The organism is Blautia sp. JLR.GB0024 (genome assembly GCF_037000545.1).
Classification (GTDB): Bacteria; Bacillota; Clostridia; order Lachnospirales; family Lachnospiraceae; genus Blautia; species Blautia celeris.
Genome location: NZ_JBANBF010000006.1, coordinates 190,986 through 205,284 on the forward strand (window position 1 = coordinate 190,986; position 14,299 = coordinate 205,284).

Annotated in this window: 15 protein-coding genes and 1 other RNA gene; 9 read left to right on the forward strand and 7 right to left on the reverse strand. The window is 46.7% G+C overall.

Translation table 11 applies throughout. The features are described from left to right. Positions 1–2: 2 nt before the first annotated feature. Positions 3–677 (reverse strand): response regulator transcription factor, encoded by a 675-nt coding sequence (locus V8Q34_RS15560; RefSeq protein WP_054352361.1) that lies wholly within the window; start codon positions 675–677, stop codon positions 3–5. 145 nt (positions 678–822) lie between these two features. After that, positions 823–1,584 (reverse strand): Tim44 domain-containing protein, encoded by a 762-nt coding sequence (locus V8Q34_RS15565; RefSeq protein ID WP_335835867.1) that lies wholly within the window; start codon positions 1,582–1,584, stop codon positions 823–825. Positions 1,585–1,794: 210 nt separating this feature from the next. Between V8Q34_RS15565 and ssrA the strand changes: the two genes are divergently transcribed. The 9 genes from ssrA (at position 1,795) to V8Q34_RS15610 (ending at position 7,968) form a co-directional block, all read left to right on the forward strand. After that, positions 1,795–2,146, forward strand: a transfer-messenger RNA (tmRNA) gene (gene ssrA / locus V8Q34_RS15570). Between the two features lie 244 nt (positions 2,147–2,390). Then, complete coding sequence (locus tag V8Q34_RS15575) at positions 2,391–2,714, forward strand: sporulation initiation factor Spo0A C-terminal domain-containing protein (protein WP_033141133.1); 324 nt, start codon at positions 2,391–2,393, stop codon at positions 2,712–2,714. 89 nt (positions 2,715–2,803) lie between these two features. Then, a complete protein-coding gene (locus tag V8Q34_RS15580; protein ID WP_335835868.1) occupies positions 2,804–2,959 on the forward strand; it encodes a hypothetical protein in 156 nt (51 codons plus the stop codon). A 154-nt stretch (positions 2,960–3,113) separates the two neighbouring features. Then, positions 3,114–3,779, forward strand: a complete 666-nt coding sequence (locus tag V8Q34_RS15585) for a response regulator transcription factor (protein ID WP_054352358.1) — start codon at positions 3,114–3,116, stop codon at positions 3,777–3,779. Between the two features lie 2 nt (positions 3,780–3,781). After that, the gene (locus V8Q34_RS15590; RefSeq protein WP_331526363.1) at positions 3,782–4,861 is read left to right on the forward strand and encodes a sensor histidine kinase; all 1,080 of its coding nucleotides are present in this window, start codon (positions 3,782–3,784) and stop codon (positions 4,859–4,861) included. Positions 4,862–4,978: 117 nt separating this feature from the next. Next, a complete protein-coding gene (locus tag V8Q34_RS15595; protein WP_181014410.1) occupies positions 4,979–5,131 on the forward strand; it encodes a hypothetical protein in 153 nt (50 codons plus the stop codon). Continuing rightward, positions 5,128–5,976, forward strand: coding sequence for an ABC transporter ATP-binding protein (locus tag V8Q34_RS15600; protein ID WP_335835869.1), 849 nt, complete (start codon positions 5,128–5,130; stop codon positions 5,974–5,976). Before V8Q34_RS15595 ends, V8Q34_RS15600 begins: the two co-directional genes overlap by 4 nt. After that, a complete protein-coding gene (locus V8Q34_RS15605) occupies positions 5,973–6,965 on the forward strand; it encodes an ABC transporter permease (protein WP_335835870.1) in 993 nt (330 codons plus the stop codon). The genes V8Q34_RS15600 and V8Q34_RS15605 overlap by 4 nt, the downstream gene beginning before the upstream one ends. A gap of 1 nt (position 6,966) precedes the next feature. Continuing rightward, a complete protein-coding gene (locus tag V8Q34_RS15610) occupies positions 6,967–7,968 on the forward strand; it encodes an ABC transporter permease (protein WP_335835871.1) in 1,002 nt (333 codons plus the stop codon). Between the two features lie 57 nt (positions 7,969–8,025). Here the strand turns inward: V8Q34_RS15610 and V8Q34_RS15615 are convergent, their stop codons facing one another. From V8Q34_RS15615 to eno, 5 genes are all read right to left on the reverse strand, one after another. Beyond that, complete coding sequence (locus V8Q34_RS15615) at positions 8,026–9,705, reverse strand: M3 family oligoendopeptidase (RefSeq protein ID WP_335835872.1); 1,680 nt, start codon at positions 9,703–9,705, stop codon at positions 8,026–8,028. Between the two features lie 42 nt (positions 9,706–9,747). Then, positions 9,748–10,215: an SsrA-binding protein SmpB gene (gene smpB, locus V8Q34_RS15620; protein ID WP_335835873.1), complete on the reverse strand. Its 468-nt coding sequence runs from the start codon at positions 10,213–10,215 to the stop codon at positions 9,748–9,750. Positions 10,216–10,219: 4 nt separating this feature from the next. Next, positions 10,220–12,412 carry a ribonuclease R gene (gene rnr, locus V8Q34_RS15625; RefSeq protein ID WP_033141177.1) on the reverse strand — a complete coding sequence of 731 codons (2,193 nt, stop codon included), beginning with the start codon at positions 12,410–12,412 and terminating at the stop codon, positions 10,220–10,222. 112 nt (positions 12,413–12,524) lie between these two features. Next, a complete protein-coding gene (gene secG / locus V8Q34_RS15630) occupies positions 12,525–12,761 on the reverse strand; it encodes a preprotein translocase subunit SecG (RefSeq protein ID WP_018596465.1) in 237 nt (78 codons plus the stop codon). A gap of 188 nt (positions 12,762–12,949) precedes the next feature. Continuing rightward, entirely contained in the window at positions 12,950–14,269 is a 1,320-nt protein-coding gene (gene eno / locus V8Q34_RS15635) for a phosphopyruvate hydratase (protein WP_033141141.1), read from the reverse strand. Positions 14,270–14,299 lie beyond the last annotated feature (30 nt).

Consider the following 14,299-nt stretch of genomic DNA (forward strand, 5'->3'; position numbering starts at 1 on the left):
TCTTATACCTCAAACTTATATCCCATGCCCCAGATGGTCTTGATGTATTCACCCTTGTCCCCCAGTTTACTGCGAAGTTTCTTTACATGGGTATCAATGGTGCGGGCATCGCCAAAATAATCGTAATTCCATACAGAATTCAGAATCTTCTCCCTGGAAAGCGCAATTCCCTGGTTTTCCAGGAAATAGGTCAGCAGCTCAAATTCCTTATAACTCAGCTCCATGGGCTGCCCGTCAATGGTTGCAATATGGGATGCCTTATTCACCTCAATACCGCCTGCTGACAGAACATCACTGCTTCCGCAGATATTTGCTCTTCTCAGGATAGCCTCCACCCTGGCAACCAATATCTTCGGACTGAAAGGCTTTGCAATATACTCATCCACGCCCAGCTCAAATCCCAGAAGCTCGTCCCTCTCATCTCCCCTGGCTGTCAGCATAATAATGGGCACCTTTGACTCCCTGCGTATTTCCCTGCATACCTCCCAGCCATCCATCTTCGGCATCATGACATCCAGGATCAAAAGGGCAATGTCCTTTGTGGCATAAAATATATCCAGTGCCTCCTCACCGTTGCCGGCCTCCAGCACCTCAAAATCTTTCTTAACTAGGAAATCGCGCACCAGCTTGCGCATCCTGCTCTCATCATCCACTACCAGTATTTTGCATTTTTCCATATCCGTTCCCTCTCTATTCCTACAGACTATTTCTGTCTGTTTTTTATGTACCTGTTTGACTCATACTGCCGGCAGAAACCGTAATATCCCTGCCATTTCAGTTAAATATAGCAGAAAAATTTGTTGAATTTGTGAACAAATGCTTTTATACAAACTGATTGATATCTATTTCATCCTGCTGTCTGATCTCCTGGAGAACCCACCGCTCATTCCGGTAAATAAATTTCCAGTATTCATAAAAGCTCTCTTTTTTCGTGTTGCCGCGCACACAGATTTTTGTGTTCCTGTTAATATAGTACCCCACCATGCTGCCGTGAATCAGATACCAGATACAGTCATTCTCCTCTCCCAGTTCGTCATAGGCACCTACCGGCACTGCGCTCAGAAGCTTTACATGCTTCTGTACCACTTCTTCCTCCCTCACTTCCATCCACTGAATCTTCATATTAAAATCTTCCAGCAGTTCCTCACTGAGATAGGCAGCCGCATAACCGGCGTCCATCCGTCTCCAGCACTCCTGTATTTGATAATAAGCCTCCTCCACCTGACGCTGTACTTCCTGGTAATCCCAGTTTCCTCCGATTTTTTCATATTGGCGCATAAGATTTCTGCTTTTTGCAGCAGCTTTTTTGGCTTTTATTGTAAACGCGATTGCTCCGCCGCAGGTAACGACAATAGCATTCACCCCGAAAAGAATATTCCCCGTCAGATTGCTGCGGGATGAGGAGCGGCCGCTGTGGTAACTGCCTCCCCCGGAACTTCCGCTGTGTCCGCCGCCTCCGCCCGAACTTCCGCCGCCGGCCCGTCCCCAGACAGGCACAGCCAGAGCAGTCAGAAGTATTCCAAGAAGTAAACAGCCGTGCCAGAACTTCCTATACTTTCTTTTCTTATTTGATAACTTCATCATCTCTTCTGTCTGCAGGGAAACTGTCCCCCATGGGCCCTCCCCCTGCTTTCCCCTTGTGATTCATTTAAATTCAGTCTATCCCAGACAGATTTATCTGTCAAGCCTGCTGCTTCCCGCCTATGCACAAAACAATTTTTTTACGCTTTTCCCTTGACAAAACCATAAAAAGACGCTATTCTATAATATACTTCCACAGTGAAGTCCAGTTATGGGCTTGTACTGGTTTCGACGGGGGTTTTGAAGTTGGGGAAGCCATCCGCAGACTCCGGGACTGCGCAACAACCTGGAACTTAAATATAAACGCAGACAATAATAATTTAGCGTTAGCTGCCTAATTGCAGCTTGTCGGCCCCGGGTCACCTGCTGCCCGGGAATCCGGCATCGACTTTGCAGGGCCCTTTACTTTCAAAGCTTTGAGAAAGTAAAAGATTCATGAAGCTACTAAGTACATCAGCCTGTCATCCGGCGGTTGTATGAGGGAATGTTAAAAGAATGACTGTGATGGGAGATGCCTCAAGGGATAGACTTTCGGACGCGGGTTCGATTCCCGCCAGGTCCACTTAATAGTGCCATCCGAATCCGGAGTGTTCGGATATTGACTTATCAGCTCCACTTTTATTTTACCCGGAATGCCTGGTTTTACCGGCATCCGGGTCTTTTTTTATTTCCAGGACACTCTGCATTTTCATTCCCTTTGTACATTCAGTGTAACGAAGGTCTTTTTTTGCATTATAATGTCGAACTTTCCTTTCTCTATACGAATCTCCTTTATAATATTATAGAACATATGAGGAGGGTAAATAATCATGCATACAAAAGATAAAATCATAAGGCAATTTGGCATTACTTCAAAATATAAAGGATACCGCTATCTGCTGGACGCAATTCACATTGCTGCCGAGAATTACGATGAATGTCTCAAGGTGACAAAGGATGTCTATCCTGTCATTGCTCATAAGTATGGGGTTACCAAAGTCAGTGTAGAACGTGACATAAGAACTGTGATCGAGAAGTGCTGGGACAACAATAAAACATATCTGCAGGAGCTGTCCGGTTACAAGCTTTCCAGATGCCCCTCAAACAGCGAATTTATAGATATTATCGCCTACACTGTATACCGGAATCAATAGACTGCCTCGGATGGCAGTCTGCTGTTTCCATTATTTACCAGTTTATCTGTCAGACTTACGGTTTTATAATGGAGGCAGGGGTGATTTGATTGGAAAACTCTGATAAAAAGGCAGACAAAGCATTTGAAGCGTGGATCGCCGAAACGGTCAGACGCGAAGCTGTTCCTAAACAGACGCAGAACGAACAGGAGCTGTTTGACAAGATATCCGCTGAAGCAAAACGCCGCGGACTTTTCCATGAATGATTACGGCTCTGCCGTGAACAGTAACATAGGGCTGTCCGCATAGGGCAGCTCTTTTTCATTCTGTTTGCATTCCCTTTTGGAACGTAATATAATAAAATCTGATCAGGCAGTTATAAAAGCCTGTACTAAAGAACAAAAACAAAAGGAGACAAAAATGGCACTGATCTTAATTGCTGAGGATGAAAAAGGTATGCAGGATATCCTGACAGACTATATGCGCCACGGAGGACACACCTGTATAACGGCAGATGACGGCATAGACGCTGTGACGATCCTGAAAAATAATCCTGTGGATCTGGCTGTCCTGGATATTATGATGCCCCATCTGGACGGCTTTTCCGTATGCCGGATCGCCAGGGAAATGTGCAGTATCCCTATTATATTTCTCACGGCAAAAGACAGCGAGACAGACAAATTAAAAGGCTATGAATACGGCGCCGACGATTATATCACGAAGCCCTTCAGTCCCAAAATACTGCTCGCCAAAATCAATGCCCTCCTGCGCCGCGCTGCGTCTGTCCATCCGCAGGATATCCTAAGCGCCGGAGACATAGTGCTGCAGCTCTCCTCCCATACAGTTACCGTCAGCGGCACGGAAACTGTACTAACCCATAAAGAATTTGAACTGCTGCGCCTTTTCATGCTGAACAAAAACCAGGTCTTTTCCCGGGAACAGCTCCTCAACCGTATCTGGGGATATGATTTTGAAGGGAATACAAGAACTGTGGATACCCACATCAAAACTCTGCGCCAAAAGCTCGGCAGCGAAGGAGAGCATATTGTAACCCTCATCCGTTCCGGTTATAAGTTTGAGGTATGACTATGAAAAAAATACTATCTGCATTTCAACTGACCACGATCCGTAAAAAAACACTTTTGCTCTCAAAACTCATGGGCGGAACCATTGTCTTATTCTATCTGCTCACTTCGGAGCTGCCTGCAGACAGCAGTCTTTCTTTTCTCATATGGTTCTGCCTTATGGCAGCCGTTATCATCTGTGTGGATATTCTGCTGGGGCGCCTCATCTCCACCCCCTTAAACGAAATCAACCGGGAGGCAGAGCGGATGGCACATCTGGACTTCACAGCACGCTGCCGCATAAACTCCAACGACGAATTCGGCAGACTCTCTCAAAGCCTGAATACCATGTCCGCCAATCTGCAGGACGCACTGCAAAAGCTGGAGCAGGCAAATATCCAGCTTGAAAAAGATGTGCAGAAAGAGCGTCTTCTGCAGGCTCAGAGAAAAGAGCTGACCGATAACCTGTCACACCAGATGAAAACACCCCTTGGACTCATACGCGCTTATACGGAAGGCTTAAAGGATGAGGTGGATGAGACAAAAAAACAGCAGTATCTGGATGCCATACTATCTGCCGAAGACCGGATCAGCCATATGCTGGTATCCCTGCTGGATCTGTCCGCACTGGAGTCCGGTTCCGCGGAACTTTCTGATGAAACCTTTGATTTTATTGAAATGGCAGAGACGTGTGCCGGACGCCTGCTCCTCGGCACCCCGGGCGGAAATTACCATTTCACTTACCGGCTTCCTGATACTCCTGTTCTGATTCGGGCAGATTCAAAACGCATGGAACAGGTGCTGGACAATCTCATTGAAAATGCGAGAAAAAATGTCCGGGAAGGCGGTGAAATCCGCCTCACTATAAGCTGTTTTGAAAAGGAGGTGTCCTTTTCCCTGTTCAATCAGTGCGCCCCCATTCCGGAGCCGGAACTTCCAAAAATCTGGTCCAAGTTCTACCGCGGACAGAACACTGCCGGCAGCGGTTCCGGACTGGGGCTGGCGATTGTAGCCCAGGTGCTCTCAGCATACCGGGTTTCCTATGGCGTCCGTAATCATAAGAACGGAGTGGAATTCTATTTTACTTTCCCTATTATCACATGATTCCCGGACAACGATTCCCCTTTTGCAGCGGACAGTTATTTCACATGAACTTCACAGCAGTCCCACACTGACTTCACCTTCCCTGTATAGACTATCTTATACAAGGGAGGTGATTTTATGTTTTTTGGTCTTGCATGGTATTGGTGGCTCATAATCGCCGTGATTTTTGCACTTTCCATACCTCTGAAAGTGAAATTTATGAGATGGTGGAACAAACGCAGAGTGGAAAAAAGAAAGTTCGATAACGACAAATGGGGGGATGAATCATGATTGATGTTAAGAATCTTCGTTTTTCTTATAAAAAGGGCCGGGAAATGCTGCACGGTCTGACGTTTGCTGTGGATGACGGAGAAATTTTCGGTTTTTTGGGGCCCAACGGTTCAGGCAAATCCACAACACAGAAAATACTGACAGGGATTCTTGGCGGTTATTGCGGCGAAGCACTCCTTTTTGGGCAGAAACCGGATGCACATCCCATGGATTTCCGAAGTCAGATCGGTGTGCTCTTTGAATTTCCTTACCTGTATACAAATCTGAGTGCTCTTGACAATCTGAATTATTTTGCTTCTTTCTATCCCGCCGGAAGACGCAGAAATGCTGCAGAACTTTTGGAAATGCTGGAATTTAAAAAGGATTTTCTGCGAAAGCCGGTATCTTCCTATTCAAAAGGCATGAGGCAGCGGGTCAGCATGGCAAGAGCGCTGATACCCAATCCCAGGCTGCTGTTTCTGGATGAGCCGACCAGCGGGCTTGATCCATCCGGAGCTGTGCTGTTTCGGAAAATCATTGAGGAGGAACGCCGAAAAGGAACTACCGTCTTTCTTACCACCCATAATATGCTGGATGCCGACCTGCTTTGCGACAGGGTCGCATTTATAGCGGACGGGGAGATCAATGCACTGGATACGCCGCAAAAGCTGAAAGAACAAAAGAGCAGCAATATGGCAGAGGTCACTTATCTCTATGAAAATAAGCGCTGTACTGTCAGCGTGGAGCTGTCCCGCCTATCCCGGGTTTTCCCTTTCCCACATGATAAAATCATCAGTATCCATACAAAGGAACCCACTTTGGAAGATATCTTTATCCAATATACAGGGAAGGGGCTGATCTCATGAGATATGTTGTATTTTCTCTTCTCAAAAAAGATTTCCGCCTGATGCTGGCATCAAAATTTTTCCTGCTGGCACTTGAATCCCTTATTCTCTATTCCTGTTATATTAACCTGGTCTATGTCCGTTTGGACCAGGAAATCTACCCTGTATACCTCTATGACCCCATGGGGGTTCAGAGCACTGCCTCCTCTGCAGCTATAAGATCAGAGAGTGCAGAGCAAATGCATCAGGCCTGTTCAGACGGTTATTCTGTAGGGATTGACGCCTCCGGCCGTGTTCCCCGCATCTACATGGTCTCCTCCGGTATCAGGCGCACCGACAACAGCAGGGCAGCCTATGCGGTATCCCTGCTTTTCCCAGATTCTGAAACGAAAACTGTAGTCATAGGCACCAATACAAAGGAAATGAAAAACAGGCGGGAGATCACCTGTGAATTTCTCTTCTTTGAACTGTCTGCAGTGGGATTTCTCGGACTGGCTTCCACCCTGTTTAAAGAAAAGCAGATGGGTGTCATCCGGGTGCACAGTACGCTGCCGGTCAGTCAGACTTACATAGTGCTCTCCAAACTGGTGCTCTTTCTCGCGGCAGATTTGATCTTCGCGGCATTACTGACTTTAGTTAATCTTGGTGTTTCACAGGGACTATCCGTACTGCCTGCTGTTATGATCCAGGCAGGTATTCTGTCCGTTGTCATGGCACTTACAGGTTTTTTCTGCGCCGTATGCCTGCAGGGTTTCCGGCAGTTTTCCCTTCTGTATCTAATACTTGCCGTATTTGTCACAACACCGGTTTTTCTTGCGGGGCAGACCGGTATATCCTGGAAATGGATCAGATACCATCCTATGTATCACTTGTTTATGGCTCTGAAAAACGCATATTTCGGCATGAAACCTGCAGGCAACATATATTATGCAGTCTGTGCAGCAGCGGTTCTGTCACTGTTTATGCTGGTCTGCCGGACTCTGAAACATGAAATGGCAAAGGAGGGGTAACATGACAGGAATAACCTTTCAGTTAAAAAATGTCCGCCGCGATAAAATGTGTATCCTGACCTTTCTGCTTCCCATCCTTGCAGGACTGGCTGTCAACCTGCTGTCAGGTATAAACTTCTCCTCAGTCAGTGAGACAGGTTTCGCCGCAGTCAAAGACAGCCTCACCTCTGACGCTGTCCATTGGCTCCGCAGCATGGGGCGTTTGGAAATGTATGAAAACAGACAGTCTATGGAAACTGCAGTCAACCAGCCAGCCTCACAGTTTATCGGTGTGATCCAAAACGGAGACAGCCTCACTGCCGTTCTCTCCGGAGATGAACTGGAAGTAAATACCGTAATCGGAAATACCCTTCCTAAGATGTATGAGGAGCGGGCAGCACTTTCCTCCTACGAGATAGATATTGTGCCGGGAGGCAGCAGTGACAGCTTAAAACCGCTGCTGACAGCCATCACCATGGCAACTGCTCTGTTCATGGGATGTACGTTCAACGCTATGAATATGATCAATGAAAAGGAAGAGGGAATCGGATTTGTGAATGAAGTGATGCCTATGACTAAGATGGGCTATATGCTGCAGAAACTCTCTCTGGGATATATAGGTGCCGTTCTGTCCGCCGCGCTTACTGCCTTTATCTGCATACGCATATCCCCGGATATGATAATCCCGCTGCTTCTGGTCATTTTATTGTCTGCTTTTCTTGCCGCTCTTGCGGGATTGTTCATCGGACATTTTTCAGACGGGCTTATGTCCGGGATTGTCTGTATTAAAATGGTTATGATACTGTTCCTTGCACCCCCGGTGCTGTTCTATCTGGTCATTCCGGAAGACAGTTTCCTGCATACCATAACATATCTGCTTCCCTCAAGCGCTGCTTTTTATGGCATCCTGGACCTTATAAACGGATACTGCGGACATATGCAGGAATACATCCTTGTACTTCTGCTGCACAGTATCATCTGGCTGGCTGCGTATCTTCTTATGTGCCGCCAAAGAAAGTCATAGCATACATCTGATCACTGCTTTACAGCGGCCGGAATCCTATCCCGGCCGCAGCTTTTCTTACCTGGTGATATCCTTCTTCAGTTTATCCACGATTTCCTGAATACATCCATCCTCAAAGGGGGAGCGCAGTCCGGCTTTCCGCAGAAGATTTTCAAAATAATCCGAAGCAGACAGTCTGCAGAGCTGCAGATAGCTTTTCCACGCTTCCTCATAATTCTCCTGCATCTTATTTTTGAACTCAAAGGCACAGAGCTGTGCAATCACATAGTCAATATAATAGAGAGGGAAGCTGTAAATGTGATGCTGCCGCTGCCAGTAACCGCCCTCTGCAAAGAACTGCAGACTGCCATAATCCAAATGCGGTTTATAGGTCTTCTCCAGCTCTTTCCAAACGGCTTTTCTCTCCTTTGGCGTCATATCCGGATCATCATAGACCCTGTGCTGGAACTCATCCACCATACAGCCGTAGGGAATGAATAATACCGCATCTTCCAGATGCATCTCCCGGTATGCCTCAGCCTTGACTCCGGCAAAAAACAGAGGATACCAAGGCTCCGTGAAAAACTCCATTGACATGGAATGGATCTCTGCAGTCTCCATACCGATATCAGCATGCTCCCGAATAGGGTCCTCTGATGCCAGATACCCCTGAAAAGCATGCCCGCACTCGTGTGTAATGACATTCACATCATCACTGGTTCCGTTAAAATTGGCAAAAATAAACGGAGATTTATAATCCGGTATATATGTCATATATCCGCCCACTGCCTTTGTCTTTCTACCGAACACATCCAGAAGCTCGTTCTCCATCATGAAGTCAAAAAATTCCCTTGTCTCTTTTGAAAGCTCTCCGTACATTTTCTGTCCGGCTTCCAGAATCTCTTCCGGTGTCCCAAACGGCTGGGGATTTCCATCCTTTCCATAGACCTGTTCATCTGAAAAATACATCTTATCCAGACCCAGGCGCTCTCTTCTGTTCTCATACAGACTCTCCGCAAATGGCACAAAGACCTCTTTTACCTGCCGTCTCAGATTTTCCACCTGTTCTCTCTGGTAGCTGTTCCGCTGCATACGCAGATATCCCAGCTCTGTATAACTCTCAAAGCCCAGCTCTTTTGCCTGGCGTGTCCTGTTCTTTACCAGCTTGTCGTACAGCTCATCCAGTTTATCCGCAATACCCATGAAGAATGCATTCTGCTTTTCATATGCCCGTCTTCGGACTTCCGGGTCTTTATGCTTGAGATAAGGACCTAAAAGAGACAGATTTAATATTTCCCCATCCCAGTCTATTTTGGCACTGGCCAGGAGTTTTTCATATTCTGTCACCAGCGCGTTTTCCTCCTGCATGATCGGTATCACGGATTCATTTACGCAGCGGAAGGAAAGCTCCATATTTTTAAATGCTACAGGCCCGATGATCTGCTCCAGCTCTTCCCTGAACCGGGAATGATACAGCAGTTTCAAATACTCCACAGACAGGTTGCTGTAAGCAGGCACCTGTTCATCGTAGTAAGCCTTTTCTTCTTCATAAAACGCATCTGTGGTATCCATGCTGTGCCGGATGGATGCCAGGGTGACCTGTGTGGAAACCCGGTCAGAGAGGGCATAATACTTTTTGTGGTTCTCAAACTGTTCCTGTGCACTTTCTGCCATTTCAAATGCCTTCATCAGTCCCAGCAGTTCCTCTTTTACTTTTCCAAAGTCAATTCTCTCATACGGCATATCACAAAATTTCATGTTGGTTTCCTCGCTTTTCACTGAATTTATTCCCGCGCTTTTTTATAAGTTTTTTACTTTAAATTCCCGCTCAGCTTCTCTTTTCTGATCCTTCTTGGCAATGTCCTGCCTCTTGTCATACAGCTTCTTGCCTTTTGCGATGCCGATTTCCACTTTCACAAGGCTGCCTTTGAAGTAAACCTTAAGCGGTACCAGGGTATAACCCTTCTCTGCTATTTTTCCTGCAATCTTACGAATCTCATACTGGTGCAGGAGAAGCTTTCTGGTTCTCAGAGGATCTTTATTGAAGATATTTCCTTTCTCATAAGGGCTGATATGCATGCCGTAGATAAAGACCTCGCCTCTGTCAATCTGAATAAAGGACTCCTTAATGCTGCATTTTCCCATGCGCATGGACTTTACCTCAGTGCCTGCAAGCTCGATACCCGCCTCATAGGTATCTTCTATAAAATAATCATGATAGGCTTTTTTATTGTTTGCGATCAGACGAATCCCTGATTCTTTTCCCATAATTTTAATCCTTTCCTCTCACCATTTCTTCACTTTCCCCGATCACAGGTGAAAAATCCACTGCTTTTGTGACAATATCCGCATTTTCAACCCGCACCTTTACTTTCTGTCCCATGATATATTGTCTTTTTGTCATTTCGCCGGTCAGGCTGTAATGCTCCCTGTCGAAGATATAGTAGTCATCGGTCAGTGTATTGACATGCACCAGCCCTTCCACTGTATTTGACAGTTCCACGTAAAAGCCCCATTCCATAACGCCGGATATGGTGCCCTCAAAGATTTCGCCCAGATGGGATTCCATGTATTCTGCTTTCTTCATCTTCACAGTTTCCCGCTCCACTTCCTCTGCTCTGCGCTCCAAGGTGCTGGACTGATTGGCAACCGCGTCCAGGAGATCCCCATAATGTTTTTTCTTATCCTGGGTCATTCTTCCATGGATAGTCTCCTTGATGATCCTGTGTATCTGCAGGTCCGGGTATCTCCTGATCGGAGAGGTAAAATGGCAGTAATATCTGGCTGCCAGTCCAAAGTGCCCGCTGCAGTCAGTGGTGTATTTTGCCTGCTTCATGGAGCGCAGAAGCAATCTGGAAAAGAAAGGTTCACAATCCATTCCCTCGATTTCATCCAGAATCCGCTGCACTTCTTTTGGATGGATCTCCTGCTTTGCCTTTTTCACTTTGATCCCCGTTCCGCGTATCATGGAAAGCACTGCCTCCATCTTCTCCGGGTCCGGATTATCGTGCGTTCTGTACACAAAGGGAATCTCCCTGAAATAATATTCCTCCGCAACCGTCTCATTCGCCAGCAGCATAAAATCTTCGATAATTTCTGTTGCCACATTCTGTTCATAGGGATATATCTCTGTAGGCCTGCCGTTTTCATCCAGCTTTATCTTGCTTTCCGGGAAATCAAAGTCAATAGCTCCCCGTTTTCCTCTTTTCTTTCTCAATATCCCTGATAATTCCTGCATAAGGAAAAACATGGGGGCCAGTTCCGCGTATTCCCCGGTAACCTCCTCATCCTCGTGGAGCAGGATTTTTTTCACATTCGTATATGTCATCCTTCTGTCCACATGAATGACAGTCTCTGCGATCTTATGCCCAATCACATTTCCCTTCTTATCAATATCCATGAGACAACTGAGTGCCAGGCGGTCTTCCCCTGCATTCAGGGAACAGATGCCATTGGACAGCTTCTTGGGGAGCATGGGAATGACACGGTCAACCAGGTAGACACTGGTTCCTCTTTTCAGTGCCTCTCTGTCAAGGGCACTGTTGTATTGTACATAATTGCTCACATCGGCAATATGCACGCCCAGATGATAGAACTCTCCCTCTTTCGTAATAGACACCGCATCATCCAGATCCTTTGCATCTTCCCCGTCAATGGTGACCATGGTCCAGTCCCTCAAATCCATGCGTCCGTAATAGTCACCCTCATTGAGGGTTTCCCTGATTCTTTCCGCCTGGTTCAGCACCTTTTCCGGAAACTCCATGGGCAGGTCATAGCTTCTGGCCACAGACATGACATCCACGCCCTTTTCACCCAGATGGCCCAGAATCTCCTTCACCTTTCCCTCCGGGTTTCTGCTTCTGCTGCCGTAACTGCGGATAGCCGCCACTACTTTATCACCGCTGACAGCACCCATGGAGTGTTCCATGGGGATAAAAATATCTTTTGAAAATTTTCTGTTGTCAGGAACCAGGAAGCCAAAGCTGTCACTCTTCTCATATGTGCCGACAACCTCTTTCATTCCGTGTTCCAGTACCTTGACCACTGCGCCTTCCCTGCGCCTTCCGTCTCTTTCCTCTCTCAGGATTCTTACCTGTACGGTATCCTTGTGGAGCGCATCACCGGTGTGTTCCTCGGGGATAAAAATATCCTCGTCTTCACCTTCCACCTCCACAAAGCCGAATCCCTTGGCATTGCCCACAAAGGTTCCTGTCAGATAAAATTCACGTTTTGCTTTGTTTTTCTTCTCATATTCACGGGAAGGTTCCTTTTCCTTCTTCCCGCTCTCTTTTCTCACCGCCTCATAGCGGCCCCGCTTGTTGATGCTTATTTTTCCTTCCTCCAGCAGCATGTCCAGAGTCTTATGAAGCTCCTCTCTTTTTCCTGCCGGAATCTGTAAGAGCACTGCAAGTTCCTTCGCCCGCATAGGCGTATACTCCTTGCAGCACATGATCTCATACAGCATCTTTTTGCGTTTCTTAACCTGCGCATTTTTTTTCAAATATTTACTCCTAACTAAAGGCGTCTTTCGCCTATAAAAATATGACACCCTTGCGTGACTGCAAGAGTGCCATCTCTTAAAATTTCAGATTCAAAACCAGTGCCAGAACAAAGAATAAAATTCCCATGATCTTAGTGGCTTTAACCAGTGCCCCTTCCATAGAACGGCCCTTGTTTTTACCCCAATAGGTATCAGCCATACCAGCAATTGTGCCAAGTCCCTGAGATTTTCCTTCCTGCATCAGAATAATAACGGTCAACCCAATACAATCAATAACGAATAAAATCGTCAGTACAATTCTCAAAATTTCCATGATTACACCTCCTAATCGTCAAACAAAATTAGTGTATCACAGTATTTCCGAGATTTCAACTGTTTTTAGCGATTTTAGCCTGTTTCTGGAAATATTATAGTTACTGTTCACTGCGTGCCCAGTATCACGCTTCGCGATGCACAGATACGGAGCATTCTGCTCTGTATCGCGCCGGATGTCTCGGGATTTTATCTCTCAAATGGTGTCTCATAACAAGCCTGCGCGCCAAGAGAATCCTCAATCCTTAAAAGTCTGTTATATTTTGCTGTACGTTCTGAACGGCAAGGAGCACCTGTTTTGATCTGTCCCGCATTCACTGCAACAGCCAGATCCGCAATAAAAGTATCCTCACTCTCACCGGAGCGGTGGGATATCACTGCCCGATATCCTGCTTTCTGGGCCATTTCCACAGCATCCATAGCCTCTGTCAGAGTGCCGATCTGGTTTACTTTCACCAATATGGCATTTCCCGCGTTTAACTTAATACCGCATTTGAGTCGTTTTACGTTCGTGACAAACAGGTCATCTCCCACAAGCTGCACCTTTTCACCAAGCTCCTGCGTCATGAGCTGCCATCCGTCCCAGTCATCCTCGTGTAAGCCGTCCTCTATCGAGACAATCGGAAATTTATCCAGCAGCTCCTGGTAATATTCTACCATTTCCCTGGAATTTCTCTGTACTTCACTGCCGTTCATCTGGGATTCCCCTGGAAAGTAATAACAGTCTTTTTCCTGGTCATACAGTTCGCTTGCCGCAGCATCCATAGCATAGCAGATCTGTTCCCCCGGTGCATAACCGCACTTTTCCACAGCCTGATTCAGGATCTCAAATACTTCCCCGGCACTGCTCAGATTTGGCGCAAAGCCGCCCTCGTCCCCTACTCCTGTGGATAACTCTTTGTCCTTCAGTATCTTTTTCAGAGCCTGATAGATTTCTGTACACATGCGCAGACCTTCATGGAAGCTCTCTGTTCCCACCGGCATGATCATAAATTCCTGGAAGTCTACCGTGTTGTCCGCATGTTTTCCTCCGTTTAATATATTCATCATGGGAACCGGCATTCTCTTTGCGTGACATCCGCCGAGGTACTGATAAAGAGGAAGCTTCAGGGCTTTGGCAGCCGCTCTCGCCACAGCCAGCGACACACCCAGCACCGCATTGGCACCTATATGCTCCTTGTTGTCGGTTCCGTCTGCTTCCAGAAGGAGATTGTCAATATGACTCTGCCTCAGCGCGTTTTCTCCAAGCACAGCGTCTGCCAGCTTCACATTGACATTGTTCACAGCCTTCTGTACACCAAGGCCTCTATACCTTTTTTCTCCGTCTCTCAGCTCAACTGCCTCAAATCTTCCCGTAGATGCGCCGGAGGGTACGATCGCCCTTCCTGTCACCCCGTCTTTTCCCACTATTCCTTCACCGACTGTCACTTCCACTTCCACAGTCGGATTTCCTCTGGAGTCTAATACTTCTCTGGCGTATACCTTTCGTATTGGTAAATAACGATACATGGCATTACCTCCTGCAATTTCTTCATACAA